General features: G+C 69.0%; 24 protein-coding genes. 12 read left to right on the top strand and 12 right to left on the bottom strand.

What is annotated here, in order from left to right:
- Positions 1 to 9 precede the first annotated feature (9 nt).
- Positions 10 to 198 carry a hypothetical protein gene (locus tag AB0E69_RS20315; RefSeq protein WP_360147787.1) on the bottom strand — a complete coding sequence of 63 codons (189 nt, stop codon included), beginning with the start codon at positions 196 to 198 and terminating at the stop codon, positions 10 to 12.
- 115 nt (positions 199 to 313) lie between these two features.
- Between AB0E69_RS20315 and AB0E69_RS20310 the strand changes: the two genes are divergently transcribed.
- Positions 314 to 1,180 (top strand): helix-turn-helix transcriptional regulator, encoded by an 867-nt coding sequence (locus tag AB0E69_RS20310; protein ID WP_360147784.1) that lies wholly within the window; start codon positions 314 to 316, stop codon positions 1,178 to 1,180.
- Here the strand turns inward: AB0E69_RS20310 and AB0E69_RS20305 are convergent.
- The 3 genes from AB0E69_RS20305 to AB0E69_RS20295 all read right to left on the bottom strand — a co-directional run bounded on the left by AB0E69_RS20305 (position 1,177) and on the right by AB0E69_RS20295 (position 3,391).
- Entirely contained in the window at positions 1,177 to 1,707 is a 531-nt protein-coding gene (locus AB0E69_RS20305; protein WP_360147781.1) for a type 1 glutamine amidotransferase domain-containing protein, read from the bottom strand. The two genes, AB0E69_RS20310 and AB0E69_RS20305, sit on opposite strands and share 4 nt — an antisense overlap.
- A gap of 71 nt (positions 1,708 to 1,778) precedes the next feature.
- Positions 1,779 to 2,576, bottom strand: a complete 798-nt coding sequence (locus AB0E69_RS20300; protein ID WP_360147778.1) for an LLM class flavin-dependent oxidoreductase — start codon at positions 2,574 to 2,576, stop codon at positions 1,779 to 1,781.
- The gene (locus AB0E69_RS20295; RefSeq protein ID WP_360147775.1) at positions 2,573 to 3,391 is read right to left on the bottom strand and encodes an alpha/beta hydrolase; all 819 of its coding nucleotides are present in this window, start codon (positions 3,389 to 3,391) and stop codon (positions 2,573 to 2,575) included. The genes AB0E69_RS20300 and AB0E69_RS20295 overlap by 4 nt, the downstream gene beginning before the upstream one ends.
- Positions 3,392 to 3,475: 84 nt before the next feature.
- Between AB0E69_RS20295 and AB0E69_RS20290 the strand changes: the two genes are divergently transcribed.
- Positions 3,476 to 4,363: a LysR family transcriptional regulator gene (locus AB0E69_RS20290; protein ID WP_360147772.1), complete on the top strand. Its 888-nt coding sequence runs from the start codon at positions 3,476 to 3,478 to the stop codon at positions 4,361 to 4,363.
- Here the strand turns inward: AB0E69_RS20290 and AB0E69_RS20285 are convergent.
- Complete coding sequence (locus AB0E69_RS20285) at positions 4,356 to 6,377, bottom strand: DUF1906 domain-containing protein (RefSeq protein WP_360147769.1); 2,022 nt, start codon at positions 6,375 to 6,377, stop codon at positions 4,356 to 4,358. The genes AB0E69_RS20290 and AB0E69_RS20285 overlap by 8 nt on opposite strands.
- A gap of 90 nt (positions 6,378 to 6,467) precedes the next feature.
- Between AB0E69_RS20285 and AB0E69_RS20280 the strand changes: the two genes are divergently transcribed.
- Genes AB0E69_RS20280 through lexA form a run of 3 tightly spaced genes read left to right on the top strand, consistent with a single transcriptional unit; the run spans position 6,468 to position 8,939 of the window.
- A complete protein-coding gene (locus AB0E69_RS20280; protein WP_360147766.1) occupies positions 6,468 to 7,043 on the top strand; it encodes a TetR/AcrR family transcriptional regulator in 576 nt (191 codons plus the stop codon).
- A gap of 45 nt (positions 7,044 to 7,088) precedes the next feature.
- Positions 7,089 to 8,276, top strand: a complete 1,188-nt coding sequence (locus AB0E69_RS20275) for a Cmx/CmrA family chloramphenicol efflux MFS transporter (RefSeq protein ID WP_360147763.1) — start codon at positions 7,089 to 7,091, stop codon at positions 8,274 to 8,276.
- A 9-nt stretch (positions 8,277 to 8,285) separates the two neighbouring features.
- Positions 8,286 to 8,939 carry a transcriptional repressor LexA gene (gene lexA / locus AB0E69_RS20270; protein WP_360147758.1) on the top strand — a complete coding sequence of 218 codons (654 nt, stop codon included), beginning with the start codon at positions 8,286 to 8,288 and terminating at the stop codon, positions 8,937 to 8,939.
- Here lexA and AB0E69_RS20265 read toward each other — a convergent pair.
- A complete protein-coding gene (locus AB0E69_RS20265; protein ID WP_360147755.1) occupies positions 8,936 to 9,373 on the bottom strand; it encodes an SRPBCC family protein in 438 nt (145 codons plus the stop codon). The two genes, lexA and AB0E69_RS20265, sit on opposite strands and share 4 nt — an antisense overlap.
- A 26-nt stretch (positions 9,374 to 9,399) precedes the next feature.
- The gene (locus AB0E69_RS20260) at positions 9,400 to 10,569 is read right to left on the bottom strand and encodes an acyltransferase family protein (protein WP_360147752.1); all 1,170 of its coding nucleotides are present in this window, start codon (positions 10,567 to 10,569) and stop codon (positions 9,400 to 9,402) included.
- A gap of 77 nt (positions 10,570 to 10,646) precedes the next feature.
- Between AB0E69_RS20260 and AB0E69_RS20255 the strand changes: the two genes are divergently transcribed.
- Positions 10,647 to 11,264, top strand: a complete 618-nt coding sequence (locus AB0E69_RS20255) for a class I SAM-dependent methyltransferase (protein ID WP_360147749.1) — start codon at positions 10,647 to 10,649, stop codon at positions 11,262 to 11,264.
- Between the two features lie 41 nt (positions 11,265 to 11,305).
- Here the strand turns inward: AB0E69_RS20255 and AB0E69_RS20250 are convergent, their stop codons facing one another.
- On the bottom strand, positions 11,306 to 11,746 hold the full coding sequence (locus tag AB0E69_RS20250; protein ID WP_360147746.1) for a nuclear transport factor 2 family protein: 441 nt from the start codon (positions 11,744 to 11,746) through the stop codon (positions 11,306 to 11,308).
- Positions 11,747 to 11,817: 71 nt separating this feature from the next.
- On the opposite strand from AB0E69_RS20250, the gene sigJ reads away from it, so the two are divergent.
- Positions 11,818 to 12,723 (top strand): RNA polymerase sigma factor SigJ, encoded by a 906-nt coding sequence (gene sigJ, locus AB0E69_RS20245; protein WP_360147743.1) that lies wholly within the window; start codon positions 11,818 to 11,820, stop codon positions 12,721 to 12,723.
- Here the strand turns inward: sigJ and AB0E69_RS20240 are convergent.
- Both AB0E69_RS20240 and AB0E69_RS20235 read right to left on the bottom strand, forming a co-directional pair.
- Entirely contained in the window at positions 12,668 to 13,915 is a 1,248-nt protein-coding gene (locus tag AB0E69_RS20240) for an FAD-dependent oxidoreductase (RefSeq protein WP_360147740.1), read from the bottom strand. The two genes, sigJ and AB0E69_RS20240, sit on opposite strands and share 56 nt — an antisense overlap.
- Positions 13,912 to 14,778: a diiron oxygenase gene (locus tag AB0E69_RS20235; RefSeq protein WP_360147737.1), complete on the bottom strand. Its 867-nt coding sequence runs from the start codon at positions 14,776 to 14,778 to the stop codon at positions 13,912 to 13,914. The genes AB0E69_RS20240 and AB0E69_RS20235 overlap by 4 nt, the downstream gene beginning before the upstream one ends.
- 94 nt (positions 14,779 to 14,872) lie before the next feature.
- On the opposite strand from AB0E69_RS20235, the gene AB0E69_RS20230 reads away from it, so the two are divergent.
- A complete protein-coding gene (locus AB0E69_RS20230) occupies positions 14,873 to 15,424 on the top strand; it encodes a Chromate resistance protein ChrB (protein WP_360147734.1) in 552 nt (183 codons plus the stop codon).
- Between the two features lie 5 nt (positions 15,425 to 15,429).
- Positions 15,430 to 16,551: an MFS transporter gene (locus tag AB0E69_RS20225; RefSeq protein WP_360148525.1), complete on the top strand. Its 1,122-nt coding sequence runs from the start codon at positions 15,430 to 15,432 to the stop codon at positions 16,549 to 16,551.
- Here the strand turns inward: AB0E69_RS20225 and AB0E69_RS20220 are convergent.
- On the bottom strand, positions 16,529 to 17,146 hold the full coding sequence (locus tag AB0E69_RS20220; protein ID WP_360147731.1) for a class I SAM-dependent methyltransferase: 618 nt from the start codon (positions 17,144 to 17,146) through the stop codon (positions 16,529 to 16,531). The two genes, AB0E69_RS20225 and AB0E69_RS20220, sit on opposite strands and share 23 nt — an antisense overlap.
- Before the next feature lie 133 nt (positions 17,147 to 17,279).
- Here AB0E69_RS20220 and AB0E69_RS20215 point away from each other — a divergent pair, with 133 nt between their 5' ends.
- The 3 genes from AB0E69_RS20215 to AB0E69_RS20205 are packed head-to-tail and all read left to right on the top strand — an operon-like array spanning position 17,280 to position 19,328.
- Positions 17,280 to 18,188, top strand: a complete 909-nt coding sequence (locus AB0E69_RS20215) for a DUF929 family protein (protein ID WP_360147728.1) — start codon at positions 17,280 to 17,282, stop codon at positions 18,186 to 18,188.
- Between the two features lie 3 nt (positions 18,189 to 18,191).
- Positions 18,192 to 18,668 carry a vitamin K epoxide reductase family protein gene (locus AB0E69_RS20210; protein ID WP_360147725.1) on the top strand — a complete coding sequence of 159 codons (477 nt, stop codon included), beginning with the start codon at positions 18,192 to 18,194 and terminating at the stop codon, positions 18,666 to 18,668.
- 42 nt (positions 18,669 to 18,710) lie between these two features.
- Positions 18,711 to 19,328 (top strand): UdgX family uracil-DNA binding protein, encoded by a 618-nt coding sequence (locus AB0E69_RS20205; protein ID WP_360147722.1) that lies wholly within the window; start codon positions 18,711 to 18,713, stop codon positions 19,326 to 19,328.
- A 9-nt stretch (positions 19,329 to 19,337) separates the two neighbouring features.
- On the opposite strand, the gene AB0E69_RS20200 is transcribed toward AB0E69_RS20205, so the two are convergent.
- A complete protein-coding gene (locus tag AB0E69_RS20200) occupies positions 19,338 to 21,707 on the bottom strand; it encodes a phosphoketolase family protein (RefSeq protein WP_360147719.1) in 2,370 nt (789 codons plus the stop codon).
- Positions 21,708 to 21,725 lie beyond the last annotated feature (18 nt).

Below are 21,725 nucleotides of genomic sequence, written 5' to 3'. Positions count from 1 at the left end.
AGCAGTGGCCTAGCGCGTCTGGCCGGCCGACTTTTTGATTGCCTTCTTGGTGGCCTTGGTGGGCTCGACGCGCGCTCGCTTGCCGTCACCGGTTTCCGCGGTGAAGGTCTCTGTCGGGTGCGGGCGCGCGCCGTGGAGGAGTTCCAGTGCCCGGCGCTGGTCGTCGTCGATGAACTCCGACGGCTCGATGTCGCTCATTCGTTCTCCGTTCGCCAGTGGTCGAGCCGATGATCACATCGCGGTGGGGTCAGCTCGACCGGCATTCGCTCGAACACATGGGAACATATGTTCGATAATGATGTAGACTTGGGTTATGGCGGGGCAGGGCGTGGTGGGGCCGACGGCGTTGCGGATGATGTTGGGGAATCATCTGCGGAGGCTTCGTGAGCGCGCTGGGGTGAGTCGGTCCGACGCCGGGTGGGCGATCCGGGCGTCGGAGTCGAAGATCAGCCGGCTGGAGCTCGGCCGGGTGGGGTTCAAGGAGCGGGACGTCGCCGACCTGCTCACGCTGTACGGCGTCGGTGAGGCGCGCGAGCGGGAGCGACTGCTCGACCTGGCCCGCGAGGCGAACGATCCCGGCTGGTGGCACCGGTACGGCGACGTCACGCCGGACTGGTTCGACGCGTACCTCGGCCTCGAGTCCACGGCGGAGCTGATCCGCACCTACGAAATCCAGTTCGTCCCCGGCCTGCTGCAGACCGCCGACTACGCCCGAGCCGTCAGCCGCTTCGGGTCCAGGCGCACCGAGGACGCGATCGAGCGGATCGTCGCGCTCCGCACCCGCCGCCAGCGCGTCCTCGACCGCGAGCCACCCCTCAAGTTGTGGGCCGTCATCGAGGAGTCCGTCCTCCACCACCCGATCGGCGGCACCGACGTACTGCGCAACCAGCTGACCGCTCTCCAGGAGGCCGTCACCCACCCCAACATCACCCTCCAGATCGTCCCGCTGGACGGGCCGGGCCACGCTGCGACCGGCGGAGCTTTCTCACTCCTCCGCTTCCCGCAGCGCGACCTGCCCGACATCGTCTACCTCGAGCACCTCACGAGCGCCTTGTACCTCGACAAGCGCGACGATCTGGAGGCCTACACCCAAGCCTTCGACCTGCTCGCCGCCAGCAGCCCGTCACCCCAACACACCCAGGAGCAACTGAGCCGCCTGCTAGCCACCATCGGCGACTAACCCAGCGCCGCCAGCAGGGTCTTGTTGAACGCAGGCAGGTCGTCCGGCTTCCGGCTCGTGATCAGGTTGCCGTCCGTCACGACAGTCTCGTCGACCCACTCCGCGCCGGCATTCCGCAGATCGGTCTGCAGGCTCGGCCACGACGTCACCCGCCGGCCCCGCACCACATCCGCCTCGACCAGCGTCCACGGCGCATGGCAGATCGCCGCGACCGGCTTCCCCGACTCCACGAACGACTTCACGAATCCGACCGCGTTCTCGTCGGTCCGCAGCGCGTCCGGATTTGCCACCCCACCCGGCAGGACCAGCGCCGCGAAGTCGTCGACCGATGCATCTCCCACCGCCTGGTCCACCGGTTCCTTCTCAGCGGCGCTCAGGTGGTTGAACGTCTGCACTTCACCCTTCTCCGGGCTGAGCAGGACGGGTTCGTACCCCGCCTCTCGCACCGCCTGCCAGGGCTCGGTCAGCTCCACCCGCTCGATCCCCTCGGCGGCAACCAGGAACGCGACCTTCGTGCGGTCAGGCATCACAATCTCCTCTCGGGGCTCAGTCATGAGTACGTCCGGGCCGGTACCCGAGGTCGACTGCGGCACACGTTTCAGCGTGGCGGTCCAGCCGTCAGGACCGCTTGCACGTCGGCCAGCCGGGCATTGGAGTCCAGGTCCATCAGGCACCAAGTCGCCCCAGCATCGGCGTACGGACGAGGATCGACCGACGGCTCGAGCGCCGCCACGATGTCGTAGTAGTCCAGGTCGCCACGGAGCTCACGCAGTACGGCGGCCGGCCAGGCGATCTGGTCCGGCGAGGTGAGGTTCACCGGGAAGTAGCCGTCGTACTTCGCCGCGCGCTGGAGCGGCCGGGTCTTGCCCGGGTAGCCCGCGACCCAGATCGGTATCCGCCCGGCGAGCGGTCGCGGCAGGAACCGTACGTCGTCGACCGTGAGGTGCTTGCCGTGGTGGTTCACCGGCTCGCCCGTCCAGCCCGCGGTCAGGATCGCCAGCGTCTCGTCCAGCCGCTCCGCCCGGGCCCGGTCGTCCGTCTCCTCACCGGTCTTCGAGTACTCCTGCGCGTACCGGTCGCTGCCCAGGCCGACCCCGAGCGTCAACCGGCCACCCGACAGCCGGTCCAATGTCGTTGTCTCCCGCAACAACTTCACCGGCCGCCGCCGAGCGACCGGCGTCACCATCGGGCCGAGCTGCAGCCGTTCGGTGGCGGTCGCCATCGCGGTCATCGTGATCCAAGGATCGCCCACCTCGCGCACCGGTTCGCGCCACCACAGCTGATCCCAGAGGAAGAAGCCGTCCCAGCCGGCCTCCTCGGCTTCGGCTGCGAGCCGCGCCAGCACGATCGGGTCGGACAACTCGTCGAACAGCGGCAACCACATCGCGAACTTCACAGCGTCACCAACTCGTCGACGAAGGTCGCCCAGTACGGCTCCGACAGCCCATGGCCCATACCGTCCAAGACCACGAGGCGCGACCCCGGGACCGCGTTCCGAACCGCCTCGCCGTGCGGCAACGGCAGTAGCGGATCCGCGGATCCGTGCAACACCAGCACCGGGACCTTCAGGTCGCCGAAGTCCCCACCCTTCGGCCCGTCGAACTCCATCGCGAAGTGGTTCGTCAGCGCGCCCTCGTAGTTCCGGGCCCGCGCCATGTCGGTCCGCACGAGCTCTCGCGCGGCGGCCTCGTCGAAATGACCGGCAGCCTCCGCCTCGATCGACCGTACGACGTACTCCTCGACCGCGTCGGCGTCGTTGAAGTCGGGCGAGCCCAGCCGCGGCATATCGGACGACGGCGGCGGGAGACCCTCGTCGCCGGTGCTCGTCGACACGAACGTCAACGAGGCAACCCGGGCCGAGTGATCGATTCCGAGCTGGAGCCCGATACCGCCCGACATGGACTGTGCGACCACGTGGGCCTGGTCCACCCCCAGAGCGTCGAGCAGGCCGACGGCATCCGCGGCGAGATCGCTCATCGCGTAGCCGGGAGCGCCGGCCGGGAACGCTGTCGAGCGTCCGGTGTCGCGCTGGTCGTACCGGATCACGTAGCGGCCGCGGGCGGCGAGCGCGTCGCACAGACGGCTGTCCCACCACACCATGGACGCGCCGCCGCCGTGGATCAGCAGGACGGCGGGATCGGCCGGATCGCCGAACGTCCGCGCGCAGATCTCGATGCCGTTGACCGGGTGCAGCTTCTCTGTCGTCGTCATGTATCCGACCGTAGAAGCGATTGGTGATCGTGAAAAGCAATTGATTCAGATGCAGTCGATCGCCTCCAGCGATAGACTAGGGTCATGTACGAGCTCCGGCACCTCACGACCCTGGCCGCCGTCGCCGACGAAGGCTCCTTCGGGCGGGCCGCGAACCGGCTCGGGTACACCCAGTCGAGCGTCAGCCAGCAGATCGCCGTGCTCGAGAAGATCGCCGGTGGCGCGCTGTTCGACCGGCCGGGCGGGCCGAAACCGGTCCGGATCACCCCGCTCGGCGCGGTCGTCCTGCAGCACGGGCGTGAGCTGCTCCGCCGCGCGGACGAGATGGCCGACGGGATCGAGCGGTTCCGGGCGGGTGACAGCCGGATCGACATCGGCACGTTCCAGACGGTGTCGAACACGCTGCTCCCGCGGGTGATCAGGGAGCTCCGGGAGGCGCATCCGGGCTGCGACATCCGGCTCTTCGAGGAGGAGACCGACGATCCCGACCTGAGCGGGCTGGACCTGATGTTCTTCGACGGCCACGGCAGCGACGGCATCGACGATCTGAAGCTGCTCGACGACCCGTACTTCCTGGTCACGCGGCCGGCCGACTTCCCGGCTGGTTCGTTGCCGCTGGCAACACTCGACGGGTTGCCGCTGGTGGCGCACCCGGCGATCTGCCACCAGGGCGTTGTCGAGGACTTCCTGCGCGCGCACGGGATCCGGCCCCAGGTGGTGTTCCGCACCGAAGGCAACGAGGCGCTGCTGGCGATGGTCCGGGCCGGCCTCGGCGCGGCGTTGATGCCGCGGCTCGCCGTACTGCGCGACGACGACAGCCTGGCGCTGCACGAACTGACGCCAGGCCTCCCGCCGCGAGAGATCTTCCTGCTGTGGCAGGCCGGCCGCACGCACTCGCCGCTGGCGGCGCACGCGATCGAGATCGCGCGCAGTGCGGCGACCGACCTGGCCCCAGCAACATCAGCTAGCTGACGGTCAGCACCTTGGACGCGGTCTGCGTGCCCTGGTGGTCGGCGTCGGCCAGCCACACCACGCGGTAGGTGTAGGTGCCACGAGCGGTCGGCTTGATGCTGAACGCGTACTTCCCGTTCGTCGTCAGCTTCCCGGTCGTCACGGCCACCCAGCTCGTGCCGGACCGCCGCTGCAGGTACGCCGTCGTACCGGCGTGCGCCGGGTTCAGGTACCCGTAGAGCGCCGCCGCCCCGCCCAGCTTGACCGCCGCCGGGACGAGGTACGCCGACATCGCCGGATGCACCTGCACCAGCGGAGCCGTGCTCCGCGTGCCCAGCAGGCCGGCCGCGCCGTTGTAGCCCCACATGTAGTACGTCGACACGGCCGGCTTCTGCACCGTCGACGCGACGCCGCTCGCGTTGGTGGTGAAGGTGCCTACCGTCGACCACCTGGTCGCGTTCTTGGCCCTCGAGTACAGCACCGCGGGTACGCCGGCCAGCTTCGCGCCGGTGTCCAGCCGCGTCACCGTGGACGACAGCGTCACCGACCCGGTGTACATGAGCGATGCCACGCTCGCGCCGATCGTTGCCTTGGTGCCAACCAGCCGTACGTCGACACCCGGCCCGGTCTTGCCCTTGCTGTCCTTCACCCAGACCCGGTAGGCGTAGCTGGCCGAGTTGGACAGCCCGGTCTGGACGAACGAGCTCGCCGCGCCGTTGTAGACCGCAGTACCGGATGTCGGCAGTGCCGGCGGGGTCGAGCCGACCGCGCTCCGCACGATGATCTGGCCCAGCGTGACGTTGGCCGGCTTCACCCATCGGAGCGTGGCCGATGCGACCCCACCGGTCACGCCGGCGCTGGTGACGGGCGGCGGCGGCGCGGTCAGGTTCACGTAGTTCTTGTCGATCTGCATGCTGACGCCACCGTTGGTCTCGCTCAGGTCACCTTCGAACTGGTGCACCCGCTGGTGGTTGGTCCAGTACAAGCTCGAGATGTACTTGCTCTGACCGACCGGCGATGCCTTCCAGTGCGCGAACCACAGGTTCTCCGGGTGCGTGTACGCCGTGCTCGTGTACGCGCTGGACAGGTCGGCGCCGCCCGAAGCAGCTCCGACGTACGCGCCGCCGACGTACCCACGCGCGGTGAGCTCCTGCGTCCAGCCGCTCAGGTAGGACAGCACGGCCGCCTTGCACGCCGCCGTCGAGGTGTAGGCCTCGATGTCGCTGTAGATCGCGCTGCGCTGGGTGAACCCGAGCGCCTGCGCCGCGGTGACCGCGTTGATCGCCGCGTTGCGGCCCTGGGTGAGCGCGGTCGACGCGACCGACGACATCCGCAGACGGTACGTCGTGCACGGCGCCTGCAGGCCGACGTCGACGAGCAGGAACTGCCAGCCCTTGGCCGCGTTCGCCACGACCCAGTCCTGGGTCAGGTTCTGCTGCGCGCAGGCCCGCAGGCCGCCGCTGATGTAGATCCCGATGCCTTGGTACGTCGGGCGCCACGCATCCATCGACGCCTGCGTCGGGGCGTCGCAGGTGTCGAAGGCGTTGCCCGCGAAGTTGCCGGTAGCAACCACGGACGGAGCGGCCACCTTCGGCTGGACCACGTTGGCCTGCGGGGTCTTCGTGACCACGCGGCCGGTCGCGAGCAGGTCGCTCGCTGCGGTCTGCGCGCCGGGTGCGTAGTACGCCGTGGCCAGGACGCCGGCGTCCGTGACAGCCCGTCGGAGCAGGCCGTCGGTGGACTGCTGGGCGCTGGTCAGCGGCTCCAGGAGCAGGCCGGAGCTGCGGCCGACGAGGTGCGCCGGGCAGTTCGCCTGCGACGTACTGCGACCGAGGTACACGGCGGCGCGGTCCAGGCGGACGCACGCGGTCGGGTCCTTGGCGAGATCGACAACCGGCCAGCTGGCCGGGACGGTGACTTCGTAGCCGCGGTACGAGACGGTCTTCGTCTCGCCGGCGGCCGCTGCACCGGCGGCGGTCACGCCCGCCACCAGTGCGAGGGCAAGCGTCAGCCCCCCAGATCTGAACAGCCTCACAGTGTTATCCCCACTTTGTTGGACGTCTGCCAGATGCTACCGGTCCCGGGTTTTAGATCGGTTAGTCCATAACGTGCTACAGTGGCAGCCATGCCCAGGCCACGGACGTTCGACGAGGATCGCGCCATCGACGCCGCGATGCGGTTGTTCTGGACGACCGGTTACGAGGCGACCTCGACGCAGGACCTGTGCGCGGCGACCGGGCTCGGGCGGAGCAGCATCTACAACACGTTCACCAGCAAGCGCGACCTGTTCGACCGGGCGCTGCGGCGGTACGTCGAGCAGTTCACCGCCGTACAGCTGGCGACGATCGAGGACTCGAGCCTGCCGATCCGCGAGCGGGTCCGGCGGATCCTGTGGACCGCGGTCGAGCCGGCGCCGGACGATCCGGTCGGGTGTTTCGTGATCAACACGATCGTCGAGCTCGGCTCGAAGGATCGGGAGGTCGGCGCGCTGCTCGACCGGGACCACGAGGCGAAGGTGGCGGCGTTGGCCGCGGCGATCCGCTCGGCCCAGTCGGCCGGCGAGCTCGACCCGCACCAGGAGCCCATCGGACTCGCGAACTACGTCTTCACGGTCCTGGGTGGTCTGCGGGTCGCCGCGCGCCGGGGCGCCGATCCGGCCGGCCAGCGGGCCGTGGTCGAGGCGGCGTTACGCGTCTTCTGAGCGGGTCTGTGTTTTGCACTGACTGATCCAATTCGAGAGGAAATCATGCCGCTCGCTGTCTACCTGCTCGGCCTGGCGATCTTCGCACAGGGCACGTCCGAGTTGATGCTGGCCGGGATCCTGCCGGAGATCTCGTCCGACCTGGGCGTGTCGATCCCGGCCGCCGGGCTGCTGATCTCGGCGTTCGCGGTCGGCATGCTGGTCGGCGCGCCGATTCTGGCCGTCGTCACGCTCCGCTGGTCGCGGCGGGCGGCGATGCTCGCGTTCCTCGCCGTCTTCGCGCTGACCCACGTGGCCGGCGCCATCACTTCGTCGTACGGCGTGCTGCTCGCGACCCGCGTGGCCGGCGCGTTCGTGTACGCCGGGTTCTGGGCAGTCGCGTCGGTCACCGCGATCGAGCTGGCCGGCCCGCAGGCGCGGGCTCGGGCGATGAGTGTGCTGGCCGGTGGTCTGACGGTGGCAACGATCGTCGGACTGCCGGCGGGGACGTTGCTCGGGCAGCACTTCGGGTGGCGGTCGGCGTTCTGGGCGGTCGCGGGACTGTCCGTGGTCGCGATGGGGAGCATTGTCGCGACCATCCCCAGCGGGCGGTCGAGCGACGTACCGGAGTTGCGGCAGGAGGTGCGCAACCTGCGGAATCCGCAGCTGTGGCTGGCCTACAGCACGACGGCGCTGTCCACTGGCGCGATCCTCGTCATCTTCAGCTACCTCGCTCCCCTGCTCACCTCGACCACCGGACTGTCCGCCGGCTGGATCCCACTGATCCTGGCGCTGTACGGCGTCGGCGCGCTGATCGGCATCACGATCAGCGGCCGGGTCGCGGACCGCCACCCCTTCCGGACCTTGCTGGTGAGTTTGGCCGGGGTGATCGCCGCCGCGGTCGTGCTTGCCGTCGGTACTCACACTCCCTGGCTGGCCGTTCCCGCGGTCATCGCCATCGGCACCTTCGGCTTCGCCGCCAACCCCGCGGTCAACTCCCGCGTCTTCACGGTCGCCGGCGCGGCACCCACCCTGGCCGCCGCCTTCAACATCTCCGCCTTCAACGTAGGCATCACCGTAGGCCCCTGGCTAGGCGGCCTGGCCCTGGACGCCGGCGCCGACTACCCCACCGTCGGCTGGCTAGGCGCCGCCCTAGCCCTACTAGCCGCCGGCACCATCCCCCTCGCAATCCGAGCTACCCATCAGACCTCACCTCCGGGGGGGCGAGTGCGGGTCGGCGGTGGGGCACTCTAGGATCTCGTGGTGGCTGAGGTTGAGTTGTTCGGGGATTTGGACGTTGGGGCTCTTTCGGAGCGGCAGCGGCGGATCCTGGTGGTGATCCGGGACTGGGTGACGCGGTACGGGTATGCGCCGAGTAGCCGGCAGATCGGGGACGCGGTCGGGCTGCGGTCCTCGTCGTCGGTGTCGAAGCATCTGGCCTCGCTGGAGGACAAGGGGTTCCTGCGCCGGAGTCCGTCGGTGTCGCGGCCGATCGACGTCCGGATGTTCCTGCAGGATACGGCCGTCCGCGACTCCGGCGACGAGAACGTGCCGGTCCCGGTCGTCGGTGACATCGCCGCCGGTACGCCGATCTCCGCGATCGAGCACGTGGACGACGTACTCCAGCTCCCCCGCGGCCTGACCGGGCGCGGGAACGTGTTCGGCCTGCGGGTCCGGGGCGAGTCGATGATCGACGCCGCGATCTGCGACGGCGACATCGTCGTGGTCCGGCAGCAGTCCGAGGCGCACTCCGGCCAGATCGTCGCCGCGATGATCGACGAGGAGGCAACGGTCAAGGTGTACCGCCGCCGCAACGGCCACGTGTACCTCGAGCCGCGAAATCCGGCCTACGAGGTCATCGACGGCGACCACGCCACCATCCTCGGCGTCGTGGTGTCGGTACTGCGGAGCGTCTAACCCTCGAGGTTCGCCTTCAGCCGAGCCATGTTGGCGCGCATCTCCCTGCGCGACTGCGGGACGACCATCAGCGGGACGAGCAGCTTGCCGATCCCGTGGCCCTCGAAGTCGAGGCCGATCCGAACCTTGCTGGCGTCGCGCCCGGCCACCGGCTCGACGGTCACGTGCACCCGGGACCGGATCGGACCCTCGTCGCCGTGCACGGCCCAGGCGCGCGGCGGGTCGAACACGGTCAACCGCGACGTGACGTCCCGCTCCCGGCCGCCGATCTTCCGCCGGGTCATGCACAACGCGCCGACCACCGGCTCACCACCTTCCAGGTGACCGCCGGTGACGTTGGACTGCCATTCCGGGAAGTGGTTCGGGTCCGTGACGTAGGCGAACACCTCGTCGGCCTTTCGCTCCACCTCGATCTCGGTGACGATCGATCCCATCGCACGCTCTCCTTCGGTGTGGACTCTCAGGTAGCTGACGAACGGGGCGACTGCGAATTCGACACCGCCGGGCGTTTCACCCCGAGCAGCATTGAGATGCCGGGGAGGGTGGACAGCAGCCAGGCGAGGGCGGCTGACGCGGCGAAGGTGGTCGGGAGGAGTACGGCGTACTTCGTCGCGATGCTCGCGTTCCAGCGGACGACGAAGTACGCGACGATCAGGATGATCGGCTGATGCACGATGAAGTACGGCATCGCGCCGCGGGCCAGGACCGTCGGTAGCGGGCGCTGGAAGCCCGATGCGCGCATGCCGAACCCGAGCACGCCGACCAGCCAGCCCCAGACGGCCAACGTGATCAGCGGCGAGTACCAGAGGTACACCCAGGAGTAGCCGGGATCCGGCCACCAGCCGTCGAGGAAGTCGATGATCCCGGTCAGCACGCCGATCACGAACGCGGTGATCCCGAGGATCAGCCCGGGTACGGCGTCGCGTCGTACCGCAGCCGTCAGCCGCTCGTCCGACATCACCACGAACCCGACCACGAAGAAGTCGAAGAAGAACACGAACTCGCCCCACCCGTGCTCCGGTCCCGGCGCCGCGAGCAGCAGCAGATGGACCGGAACGAGCGGTACGGCGAGCAACAGGGTCGACCCGCGACGCCGGCACCGCTCGGCGATCCACCCCGTCCGGCCGCGGAGCAGGAGAAACAGCGGGAGCCCGAGGACCGCGAACTGGATCAGGTAGATCAGGAACCAGAGGTGGTACGTGTCCCGCAGCCAGAGCGGGGCATGGCCGCCGAGATCGCTGAAGAACGTCCGAGTGTCACCGAGAAACGACTGCGTCGACCTGCCCTTGTGGTGCTCCTCGATGTAGTACTGCAGCGGGGAGAGCAGGACATACGCGACGAGGAACGGGACGAGCAACCGCAGCGAGCGCTCTCTGAGGAACTCGGCCGCACTCCGCCGGCGCAGCGCCAGCCAGGACGCGGACCCCGAGATCAGGAAGAAGAACGCGAGCCCCCAGAGACCCAGAAACGCGATCCCGATCGAGATGCCCTCGCTGGTCTGCGCGTTCTTCACATGCCAGTCGCCGTCGTCGAACGGCCGCAGCGTGTGGAACACGAACACCCCGAACACCGCCAGCACCCGCAACCAGTCGAGAAACCACAACCGTTCGCCCCGCCCCTCAACACCCATGGAGCAAGAATGCTGGCTCACCGGGCCAGTCGGCAGGGCGTACCGCTCAATCCGCCACTCTGACATGCTGAGGCGCCATGAGTCGTCACCCGGTTTTTGCTCGTCTCTACGCGCGGGTCCGGCCGACCCTGGACGAGGCCGGCGCGGCCGAGCATCGCCGTCGGTTGCTGGCTGGTCTGCGCGGTGAGGTGGTCGAGGTCGGGTCTGGGGACGGTGGCAACTTCGCCTACTACCCGCCTGAGGTCACCAGTGTGCTCGCGGTGGAGCCCGAGTCCTACCTCCGAACCCAGGCCCATTCCGTGCCGGCCACCGTCCCGGTGCAGGTCGTCGACGGTGCAGCAGACCACCTGCCGGTTGCTGACGCCTCGGCCGACGCAGTGGTGTTCTCGCTGGTCCTCTGCTCGGTCCCGGACCAGAGCGCGGCCTTGGCCGAGGCACGTCGGGTACTGCGACCCGCCGGCGAGCTCAGGTTCTACGAACACGTCGCGGCCGGGCCTGGCCGACTGGCGACCGTACAGCGGGTGGCCGACGCGACCCTCTGGCCGCTGTTCGCCGGCGGATGCCACGTGCACCGCGATACCGCGGCGGCCATCACCGCGGCAGGCTTCACGATCGAGGACCTCGACCGCTTCAACTTCCCGCCCGACCGCTCGAACCCGGCGCAACCGCACATCCTCGGCCGCGCCCGGCGCTAGTCCGTGGTGGCTCGGATCTCGGTCCCTGACCCGGCGGGGACTCAGGGTGTGAGGTCCATTGCGGACGTACCCTCCGGGAAGTTGGTGGGAACCGAGACCTGGTCGTGCACGATCATCCACTCGCCGTCGAGTCGCTGCCACGCAGACGTCCAGCGGAGCCAGTAGTCGATCTTGCCGCCGGTGAGCAGCGACGCGTTCAGGTGGTTCAGGCTGTAGACCACGGCCAGGTCACCGTCCACGAGCACCGTGAGATCGCGGGTCTCGTACTCCAGGGGCAGCTGGAACGCCGTGAACACCTGCTCCCAGTTCGACCACTTCTTCCGGGCGCCGAGGTGCCGGAGCGGCGGTTCGATGTCGAACGAGACCAGGTTCGGGGCGAAGATCGTCTTGATCGCGTCCAGGTCGCCGGTGCGGACCGCGTCGAGCAGGGTGTCGATCCGGTGCCGGACATCAACTTCGGCTACTGCGTTGTCTGTCGTCATGATCAGTACGACGAGGCAGCCGCGCGCACTGTCAGACCTCACAGTTCGCCGCGCCGTTTCGTCGGACCGGTATGGATGAGAGGACCGATATGGAGCTCGGCGCGATCATGAGCGAGCGGCGGCAGCTGATCAACCTCGCCTACCGGCTGCTCGGCTCGCTGGCCGACGCCGAGGACGTGGTGCAGGAGACGTACGCCCGCTGGTACGCCATGTCGGCGCCCGAGCAGCAGGCGATCGACAACCCGGCCGCCTGGCTGACCAAGGTCGCCAGCCGGATCTGCCTGGACCTGCTGCGCTCGGCCCGCGCTCGCCGCGAGCGGTACGTCGGCGAGTGGATCCCCGAGCCGCTCCCGGAGAGCACGGAGTGGCGCAGTACGGACGACGGGTCCGTCGATCCGGCCGACCGGGTGACACTGGACGAGTCGGTGAACATGGCGTTCCTGGTCGTCCTCGACGCGATGACCCCGGCAGAGCGGGTCGCGTTCATCCTGCACGACGTGTTCCGGTACCCCTTCCCGGAGGTCGCCGAGATCGTCGGCCGGACCCCGGCCGCCTGCCGTCAGCTCGCCTCGTCGGCCCGGCGCCGGATCCGCGACGCTCAGCAACCAGCGCCGCCGTCGGCCCGCCGGGCCGAGATCGTCCGGCAGTTCAAGGAGGCGTGGGAGGCGACCGACATCGCCGCGCTGGTCAGTCTGCTGGATCCCGACGTCACGGCGACCGCCGACGGTGGTGGCGTGGTGACGGCCGCCCTGCACCCGGTCCACGGTGGTGCGGACGTCGCGGAGTACTTCACCGGGCTGCCGGTGTTCCAGCTCGGCCGCACGGTCACCGAGCGGACGGTCAACGGTCAGCCCGGCCTGGTCATCCAGTTCGAGGGTGTGGTCGAGACGGTGATCGCGTTCGGCGTCTCCGACGACCGGATCACGAACATCTGGGCGATCCGGAACCCGGAGAAACTGCACCCCTGGACCGACTGACCAGCGTCTGCACGGTCTCCTGGGCACACGCCTTGTTGACCCCGATCCCGCCGCGTGCGCCGCGTTTGATCCACCCCGCCACATAGTGGCCGGGCCGGTCGACGACGGCGCCGCGGTCGTTCGGGACCACGCCGCGCTCCGGATCGAACGGGAGCCCGTCGATCGGCCGGCCCTCGAACCCGATCGCGGTGAACAGGTTGCCCGCAGCAATCGTCTCGCCGGTGTCCAGGGTCAGCCCGTCCGCGCTCCAGGCGGTCGGGCGGGCATGGTAGCGAAGCTCGACCCGGTCGCCGGCCACGGTCATCAGCTCCTGCAGCGCCGACTGGGTGTAGGCGGCGTTCTCGGGTCCACGCCGGCCGAGCAGGACGACCTCCTTGATCCCGCTGCCCGCGAGCGTACGCCGTACGGCCGGAGACATCGACCGCAGCCGGTCTTCGTCGCTCAGCAGCAACCGCGCGATGTCGAGGGCAACATTCCCGTTGCCTACGACAACCGCTCGCGGCCCGCCCAGCTCGACCGGCAGCGAAGCACCCGGCCGCCCGTTGTACCAGGCAACGAACTCCGCAGCCGTACATTCACCGGCAAAGCCGAGTCGGCGGCTGTGGTAAGCGCCCACCGCATGCACCACCGCGTCATACCCCTCGAAGCCCGCAGCCTCGGTCCTCGGCCGCCACCGCACGCGCTCGTGCCGGACGATTCGTTCGAAGGACGAGAGGATCTGCTTCGTCTGCGGATGATCCGGTGCCACGCCATACCGCACCAGGCCGCCGACACCGTCGAAGCGATCCACCAGCGTCACCTCAGCCGTTGTCCGCAGCAACAACTCCCGCGTCGCGTAGAGACCGGCCGGCCCCGCGCCGACCACCAGCACCCGCCGCGGCCCGCCACCCCACAGTTCGTACGTCGGCGGCCGCCACGAGTCGAGGTCCAACGCATCGAGCGGCTCCGACGCAGCGAAGTACTCCGCGTTCCGTGCCACATCCGCAGGCGCGGACTCGTCCGCAGGCTTGGCGGCGTCGACCGGGCAGATGTCCGCGCACGCACCGCAGTCGATGCACGTCCGCGGATCGATGAACAGACTCGCCCCGGTCCCGAACCCCGGCTCGCCCGGCGACGGGTGGATCGAGTTCATCGGACACACCGCCACGCAACTCGCGTCCGAGCAGCACTCCCCCGAGATCGCGTAGGTCATAACAGCCCGGTACGCTGGTACACCCGCGCCGCGGCCGGCGTCAGCAACCCCACCGAGCCGAGGAAATCCATCAGGTTCACGCAGGACGTCCGCAGCAACGACCGGTGGTGCTCGTTCCCGCGCGCCTCCCGGACGGCCCGCCCGACGTCGAGTCCGACGTTCGCGTAGACCGACTGGCCGACCATGCTCGACACGATCATGTCCGCCGCGATCGCGATCACCAGCGCACTCACCCAGCGCCGCCCACGTCCCGCGCCGGCGAGCCGCTCGCGCGTCTCCTCCCGGGCGAACACCATGTGCCGGGACTCCTCGACCACGTGGATGTGGTTCACCTGCCGGACCAACGGCTCGACCCGGCGGTCGCGCATCCAGTCGCGCTGCATCACGTCGAGGACCTCCTCCGCGACCAGGATCGCGGCGTACGCCGACTCACCGGTCGCGACGGTCTTGAACATCCGCCCGAGTTCGCGCGCGAGCAGCCGCGGCCGGTACGCCGGCTCGACCATCCGCTCGGTCGCCTTGGCGAACATGATCGAGTGCCGGCACTCGTCCGCGATCTCGGTCAGCGCCCACTGGAACTCGGCGCTCCGCGCGGGCTTGTCGTAGACGTCGCGCAGGATCAGCTGCTGCAGGATCAGCTCGAACCAGATCCCGGTCGTCGCCACCGATGCCGCCTCATGCCGAGTCAGCTCGCGTCGCTGCGCCTCGGTCAGCTCGTCCCAGTACGGCGTGCCGTAGAGCGTGCTCCACTCCGGCGACAGGCCGTACCCGTCGCCGACCGGCGCGTTCCAGTCGATCTCGGTCTCCGGGTCGCGAGACATCCGCTCGGCCGACCCCAGCAACCGCTCCGCCGTTCCGTCCATCGCGCACCTCCTGAGCGACATGACATCTGCTATGTAACATAACCGTTGTTCCACGTGCCGTGCAAGCGTTGTAACGCGTGCTACATTGCTGGCTGTGACGGATGGCTGGCTGGTCTTGCTGGTGCGCATCCCGACGGAGCCTTCGAGGCATCGCGTCGCGGTGTGGCGCGAGTTGCGGAAGGCTGGTGCGCTCTCGCTCGGGCAGGGCGTGTGGGCGGTCCCCGCGTTACCGATCTTCGAGGCGGCGGTCCGGCGTACCACTGAGTTGGTGGAACGCGCCGAGGGCGAGGTGACGATCCTGCAGGCCTCCGGGCGCGGGGAGGCTGATGCCGCTCGCCTCCAGGCGCTGTACGACGAGGCGCGGCGGGCGGAGTGGATCGAGTTCCTGGCGGACTGCGGGAAGTTCGAGGCCGAGATCGCGAAGGAGATCCGGATCAAGAAGTTCACCCTCGCCGAGCTCGAGGAAGAAGAGCAGAGCCTGGACCGGCTCCGCCGTTGGCACCGCGACCTCACCAGCCGGGACGTCTTCGGCACCCCGGAAGCCGCCCAGGCCACCGCCCGGCTGAAGGACTGCGCGGCCCGCTGTGAGGACTACGCCGAGCTCGTCTTCCGTGCGCTGCACCAACTGCCCGGAGCGCCCAAGTGAAGCAAATGTGGCCGCTCTACGCGGCCGGGTTCACCACCGCGTTCGGCGCGCACGCGATTGCGGCAAACCTCGGCGGCGCGTCGTCGGATGCCGTGACCTCGTTGCTGACTCTCGGGTTGTTGCTCGCGTTGTACGACGGTGCCGAGGTGCTGCTCAAACCTGTGTTCGGCACGATCGCCGATCGGGTCGGGGCCCGGCCCGTCCTGCTGTTCGGGTTGATCGGGTTTGCTGTTGCCTCTGGCATCTACGTGCTGGTCGACCAGACGAGCTGGCTGTGGCTGGCGCGCCTCGGGCAGGGAGCCGCGGCGTCGGCCTTCTCCCCCGCCGCATCGACTCTCGTCGCCCGGCTCAACCCGTCCGCCAAGCACGGGCGCGCCTTCGGCAGTTACGGCTTCTACAAGAGCATCGGCTACACCGCCGGTCCGCTCCTCGGTGGTGCGATCGTCTGGCTCGGCGGCTTCCGCCTGCTGTTCGGTGTAATGACAGTCCTCGCGATCGCCGTCGCGATCTGGGCCGTGGCGATCGTCCCCGTCGTACCACCGCTCCCCCGGACCCGTCAGACCGTCCTGGACCTGGCCAGGAGAATCGCCGACCCGCAGTTCCTCCGCCCGACGGTCGCCCTGGCCGCCGCGACGGCTGCGCTCTCGGTCGGCGTCGGCTTCCTCCCGGTCACCGGCGCCGGCGACGGCCTCGGCACGATCGCCACCGGCGCCGCGGTCTCCCTGCTCGCCGCAACGGCCGCCATCGTCCAGCCACGCGCCGGCCGTGCCCTCGACGCCGGCCGCCTCTCCACCCGCACCGGCATCGCCGTAGGCCTCGGCTTAGCCAGCGCCGGCTTCGTCTGCGCCACCCTGCCCGGCGTCGCGTCACTCCTGATCGCGGCCGCGCTGATCGGTGCAGGCACCGGCGTGATCACCCCACTCGGCTTCGCCGCCCTCGCCGCGAGCACACCTCCGGAGCGTCTCGGCCAAACCATGGGCACCGCCGAGCTCGGCCGCGAACTGGGCGACGCGGGCGGACCTCTCCTCGTCGCCGCCGTCGCCACCGCCGCAGTCCTGGACGCCGGCTACCTGGCCCTCGCCGCACTCCTGGCGCTCGTCCTCGTTATCGGCTGGACCCGAAAGTGAACAGGCGCGAGCCCTTCACCAGCGGCTCGGACGATCCCGTGAACCGATGCACCCCGACCCCGAACCCGGCATCGCGCTCCGACAGGTAGACCCGCTCGAACCCACGGGACTCGAACCACCCACAGATCGTCGGTGCCAGATCCGGGTCCTCCCGGTGCCGCGTCCAGATCAACGTCGCGCCAGGCGCGCAGAACTGCGGCGCGGCAGCGATCGTGCGCTGGATGTCGGCCGTGGAGATGTTGCCGAAGATCCCGCACATCAGCACCAGGTCCGCCGGCACCATCCCGTCGTACTGATCCGTCAGCGACGCATCGCCCGTCACCACCTCGACCTGCTCCGGCGCCCGCTCCCGCGCCCACCCGGCCAGCTCCGGATCGAGCTCCACCAACCGCGCTCGCACGTCATCCCGCCGGGGATGGTCACTCAGCACCTCGAGCAGGTCCCGCCCCTGCCCGGCACACAAGCTGACGACAGTCACCGGCCCGGCCGGCGCCCGATCGAGCCCCGCCCGCACCTGCTCCTGCACTACAGCCAGCCGCCGCGCCAGCTCGGACCCCGGTACGTCGTACTTCGCATGCCATGCCTGCCAGTCCATGGCGAGCACACTAGGACCTCCCTCCGACAGTCCGGACTGCCATCTGTAACCTCGCGGTGACGGAAAGACAGGAACTTCCGGGGCAGATGAATAGTTGTTCCTCTGGGATTACTGTCGCGAGCGAAGGAGTGTCATGGCGAGGCGTGTCGAACAGAAGGCCGCGGCCCGCGAGCGGATCGCGGCGCAGCTCGCTGCCCAGCAGGCAGCGGAGCGGCGGCGGCGACTTCTGCTCGCGGTGGGGGCCGTGGTGCTCGTGGTGGTGATCGTGGGCGGGCTGGTCGCGATCCGCCTGGCCGGCGGCGGCAAGAAGACCGCGACCGGTGCCTCCGGTTCGGCCGACTCGAGTCTCGTCACCTCGCTGAGCTCGGTCCCCGACTCCGCGTTCTCGACCGTCGGGTCCGACGGTGTGAAGGCCGCGCCGTCGGCGATCACCGCACCGGCCCTGACCGCGAGCGGCAAGCCGAAGGTGCTCTACATCGGCGCCGAGTTCTGTCCTTACTGCGCGGCGGAGCGCTGGCCGGTCACCGTGGCGTTGTCCCGGTTCGGCACCTTCAGCAACCTGGGGACGACGCACTCCGCCGGCGCCGACGTGTTCCCGAACACGGCGACGCTCTCCTTCCACGGCGCGACGTACACCAGCCAGTACCTGTCGTTCACCGGTGTCGAGACCAAGACGAACGAGCAGGAAGGCAACGACTACAAGCCGCTGGACACGCCGACCGCCGAGGACCAGAAGACGTTCGACACCTACAACAAGCCGCCGTACGTCCCGAGCCCGGACTCGATCCCGTTCATCGACCTCGGCGGCAAGTACGTCGGCTCCGGCGCGACGTACAGCCCGGAGGTGCTGGCCGGGAAGACGCAAGCGCAGATTGCCGACGCGCTGAAGGACCCGTCGAGCCCGATCGCGAAGGCCGTGCTCGGCTCCGCCAACGTCTACACGGCGGCGATCTGCAAGCTCACCAACAACCAACCGGCCAAGGTGTGCTCGACCGACACGGTCACCGCCGCGGCCTCCAAGCTCGGCGCGGGGAAGAGCTGACCGATGAGCAGCACCGCGCAGCAGTCCTCGCGGGCCTCGTCCGGCCTCGGCGTGATCCCGTGGGCCACCCTGGTGGTCTCGATCGCCGGGCTCCTGGTCGCGGCGTATCTGACCTACGAGCACTTCACCGCCGGTACGACGCTGGCCTGCCCGGACACCGGCGTGGTGAACTGCGCGAAGGTCACCAGCAGCCAGTACTCGAAGCTCTTCGGGATCCCGGTCGCCCTGCTCGGCCTCGCCTTCTTCGTCGGCATGACCGCGCTGTCGTTGCCGCAGTTCTGGCGTACGTCGTCGCCGTGGCCGGGCCGGCTGCGGCTGGCGGGCGTGCTCGTCGGCGTCGTGATGGTCTGCTACTTGATCTGGGCCGAGCTGTTCCAGATCGATGCGATCTGCCTGTGGTGCACGGTCGTCCACGCGCTCACCCTCGTGCTCTTCGGACTGGTCATCGTCCGGCTGGCGCTGGTCCCGCCCGCGTCATGAATCCCGCGTCATGAATTAGGCCTCAGCGGGTACGGGAAGCCCATGAACCAGTACGCCGGGGCCGAGGACTGGGTACCGCACGCCGGTGGGATGCGGAAGCTGAAGGCCGACCTGCCGAGCTGCCGTGGGTGTGACCTCTGGGAGGACGCGACGCAGGCCGTGCCTGGTGAGGGCCCGGTCCGGGCTCGGATGATGCTGGTCGGCGAGACGCCCGGCGACCACGAGGACAAGGAAGGTCACGTCTTCGTCGGACCCGCCGGCCACCTGCTCGACCGCGCGCTGGACGAGGCCGGCATCGACCGCTCGGACGTCTACCTGACCAATGCGGTCAAGCATTTCCGGTTCGAGCGCGAGGGCAAGCGGCGGATCCACAAGACTCCATCGGCCGGGCAGATCACCGCCTGCCACCCGTGGGTGGTCCGCGAGGTCGAGATCGTGAAGCCGGAGCTCGTCGTCGTTCTCGGCGCCGTCGCCGCCCGGTCCCTGATCGGCCCTTCCTTCCGCGTCACCCAGGACCGCGGAAAGCAGGTCGAGCTTGCCGACGGACGGCCGGCGGTAGCGACCGTGCACCCGTCCTCGGTCGTGCGCTCGCAGGAGTTCAAGCGGGACCTGGGACTGCTCGTGGACGACCTCCGCGCCGCAGCGGCCTTACTCAAGTAGTAGTCCAGCTCAAGTAGTGGTCCAGCGCCAGTCGCGAACCTCCGGCAGGTCCTCGCCGTACCGCTGCACGTACGCATGGTGCCGTGTGCGCTGGTCTGCGAAGTACTGACGCGTCGTCACCGCACGGCTGCCCAGCCCCGGCACCCGGTCGATCACGTCCATCGCGAGGTGGTACCGGTCGAGGTTGTTGCGGACGACCATGTCGAACGGCGTGGTCGTCGTACCCTCCTCGAGGTAGCCGCGCACGTGCAGGTTGCCGTGCCCGTGCCGCCGGTAGGTGAGCCGGTGGATCAGCCACGGGTAGCCGTGGTACGCGAAGATCACCGGCTTGTCCGTCGTGAACAACGCGTCGAACTCCACGTCCGGCAACCCGTGCGGATGCTCGGACTCGTTCTGCAGCCGCATCAGGTCGACCACGTTCACTACCCGGATCTTCAGGTCCGGCAGGTGCTCGCGGAGCAGGTCGACCGCGGCCATCGTCTCCATCGTCGGCACGTCGCCCGCACACGCCATCACCACGTCCGGGTCGCCCTCGTCGTTGCTCGCGAACTCCCAGACGCCGGCCCCACGGGCGCAGTGCAAGGAAGCGCTCTCCCAGTCCAGCCAGTTCGGCTGCGGTTGTTTGCCGGCGACAACGACATTGATGTAGTTGCGGGTCCGGAGGCAATGATCCATCGTCGACAGCAGCGTGTTGGTGTCCGGCGGCAGGTACACCCGGACCACCTCGGCCTTCTTGTTCACGACATGGTCGATGAACCCGGGATCCTGGTGCGAGAACCCGTTGTGGTCCTGCCGCCAGACATGCGAGGTGAGCAGGTAGTTCAGCGACGGGATCGGCCGGCGCCACTCCAGCCGGTTGATCGTCTTCAGCCACTTGGCGTGCTGGTTCACCATCGAGTCGACGATGTGCACGAACGCCTCGTAGCACGAGAACAGGCCGTGCCGGCCGGTCAGGAGATACCCCTCCAGCCATCCCTGGCAGGTGTGCTCGCTGAGGATCTCGAGCACACGACCGTCGGGAGCGAGATTGCGGTCGGTTTCCCGGCGTTCCGCGAGCCAAAGTTTCTCGGTGACCTCGTACACCGCGTTCAGCCGGTTCGACTCGGTCTCGTCGGGGCCGAAGAGTCTCAGGTTGTCGGTGTTCAGCACGAACGCGTCCCGCAGGTACGCACCGAAGACCTTCGTGGGTTCACCGTCCTCGGCACCCGGAGTCTTCACGGGTACGGCGTACTCCTCGACGGGCGGCAGCTCGAGATCACGGCTCAGCAGGCCACCGTTGGCGTGCGGACTCGATCCCATCCGCTTCTCGGGACCGGGAGTGAGGTCCAGCAATGTTTCCGACGGCCGGCCGGCCTCGTCGAACAGCTCTTCGGGCCGGTAGCTACGCAACCAGGCCTCCAGCTGGAGCAGGTGCTCCTCGTTCGTGCGCACACCGGAGAGCGGCACCTGGTGCGATCTCCAGGTGTCTTCGACCTGCTCGCCGTCGACGGTCCGCGGTCCGGTCCAGCCCTTCGGCGTCTGCAGAACGACCATCGGCCACGCGGGCCTGGTCGGAGGCTGCGTCCCTGACCGTGCTTCTCGCTGGATCTCTTCGATGCGGTCCAAGCAGGTATCGAGGGCCGCCGCCAGGGCTTGGTGCACGACCGCTGGTTCGGACCCCGCCACCAGAATCGGTTCGTAGCCGTACCCGCGCAGGAGCGCAGTCAGTTCCTCGTCACCGATTCGGGCCAGCACCGCGGGGTTGGCGATCTTGTACCCGTTCAGGTGCAGGATCGGCAGCACCGCGCCGTCGCGGACCGGGTCCAGGAACTTGTTCGAGTGCCACGACGCCGCGAGTGGCCCGGTCTCCGCCTCACCGTCGCCGATCACGCACGCGACGACGAGTTCCGGGTTGTCCGCGGCAGCGCCGTACGCATGGCTGAGCGAATACCCGAGCTCGCCGCCCTCGTTGATCGACCCGGGAACGTCCGCGGCCGCATGGCTCGGGACCCCGCCGGGGAACGAGAACTGCTGGAACAGGCGGCCCATCCCGGCCTCGTCCCGCGTGGTGTTCGGGTACGCGGCGGTCCAGCTGCCCTCGAGCCAGGTGTTCGCGATCACCGCCGGGCCGCCGTGGCCGGGTCCGGCGACGAACAGGACGTCACGCGACCTCAACCTGATCACGCGGTTCAGGTGCGCGTAGATCAGGTTGAGGCCGGGAGTCGTACCCCAGTGCCCCAGCAGGCGGGGTTTGATGTGGTCAGGCCGCAGTGGTTCGCGAAGCAGCGGGTTGGCAAGCAGGTAGATCTGACCGACGGACAGGTAGTTCGCCGCCCGCCAGTACGCATCCACTCCTTGCAGCTCGTCGTCGGTCAGAGGTTTCGCGTCGATCTGCTGCACGGACTCTCTTGCCTGCTT

Source organism: Kribbella sp. NPDC026611 (genome assembly GCF_040638345.1).
In the GTDB taxonomy this organism is placed as follows: Bacteria; Actinomycetota; Actinomycetes; order Propionibacteriales; family Kribbellaceae; genus Kribbella.
The sequence above is the reverse complement of the archived record's forward strand: the minus strand, read 5'-3'. Positions and strand labels throughout refer to the sequence as shown.

Excerpts from the sequence above, each read along its gene's own strand:
- AB0E69_RS20315 (WP_360147787.1), bottom strand. The coding sequence starts at position 198 with ATGAGCGACATCGAGCCGTCGGAGTTCATCGACGACGACCAGCGCCGG.
- AB0E69_RS20310 (WP_360147784.1), top strand. The coding sequence starts at position 314 with ATGGCGGGGCAGGGCGTGGTGGGGCCGACGGCGTTGCGGATGATGTTG.
- AB0E69_RS20305 (WP_360147781.1), bottom strand. The coding sequence starts at position 1,707 with ATGCCTGACCGCACGAAGGTCGCGTTCCTGGTTGCCGCCGAGGGGATC.
- AB0E69_RS20295 (WP_360147775.1), bottom strand. The coding sequence starts at position 3,391 with ATGACGACGACAGAGAAGCTGCACCCGGTCAACGGCATCGAGATCTGC.
- AB0E69_RS20290 (WP_360147772.1), top strand. The coding sequence starts at position 3,476 with ATGTACGAGCTCCGGCACCTCACGACCCTGGCCGCCGTCGCCGACGAA.
- AB0E69_RS20280 (WP_360147766.1), top strand. The coding sequence starts at position 6,468 with ATGCCCAGGCCACGGACGTTCGACGAGGATCGCGCCATCGACGCCGCG.
- AB0E69_RS20275 (WP_360147763.1), top strand. The coding sequence starts at position 7,089 with ATGCCGCTCGCTGTCTACCTGCTCGGCCTGGCGATCTTCGCACAGGGC.
- AB0E69_RS20265 (WP_360147755.1), bottom strand. The coding sequence starts at position 9,373 with ATGGGATCGATCGTCACCGAGATCGAGGTGGAGCGAAAGGCCGACGAG.
- AB0E69_RS20260 (WP_360147752.1), bottom strand. The coding sequence starts at position 10,569 with ATGGGTGTTGAGGGGCGGGGCGAACGGTTGTGGTTTCTCGACTGGTTG.
- AB0E69_RS20255 (WP_360147749.1), top strand. The coding sequence starts at position 10,647 with ATGAGTCGTCACCCGGTTTTTGCTCGTCTCTACGCGCGGGTCCGGCCG.
- AB0E69_RS20250 (WP_360147746.1), bottom strand. The coding sequence starts at position 11,746 with ATGACGACAGACAACGCAGTAGCCGAAGTTGATGTCCGGCACCGGATC.
- sigJ (WP_360147743.1), top strand. The coding sequence starts at position 11,818 with ATGGATGAGAGGACCGATATGGAGCTCGGCGCGATCATGAGCGAGCGG.
- AB0E69_RS20240 (WP_360147740.1), bottom strand. The coding sequence starts at position 13,915 with ATGACCTACGCGATCTCGGGGGAGTGCTGCTCGGACGCGAGTTGCGTG.
- AB0E69_RS20235 (WP_360147737.1), bottom strand. The coding sequence starts at position 14,778 with ATGGACGGAACGGCGGAGCGGTTGCTGGGGTCGGCCGAGCGGATGTCT.
- AB0E69_RS20225 (WP_360148525.1), top strand. The coding sequence starts at position 15,430 with ATGTGGCCGCTCTACGCGGCCGGGTTCACCACCGCGTTCGGCGCGCAC.
- AB0E69_RS20220 (WP_360147731.1), bottom strand. The coding sequence starts at position 17,146 with ATGGACTGGCAGGCATGGCATGCGAAGTACGACGTACCGGGGTCCGAG.
- AB0E69_RS20215 (WP_360147728.1), top strand. The coding sequence starts at position 17,280 with ATGGCGAGGCGTGTCGAACAGAAGGCCGCGGCCCGCGAGCGGATCGCG.
- AB0E69_RS20210 (WP_360147725.1), top strand. The coding sequence starts at position 18,192 with ATGAGCAGCACCGCGCAGCAGTCCTCGCGGGCCTCGTCCGGCCTCGGC.
- AB0E69_RS20205 (WP_360147722.1), top strand. The coding sequence starts at position 18,711 with ATGAACCAGTACGCCGGGGCCGAGGACTGGGTACCGCACGCCGGTGGG.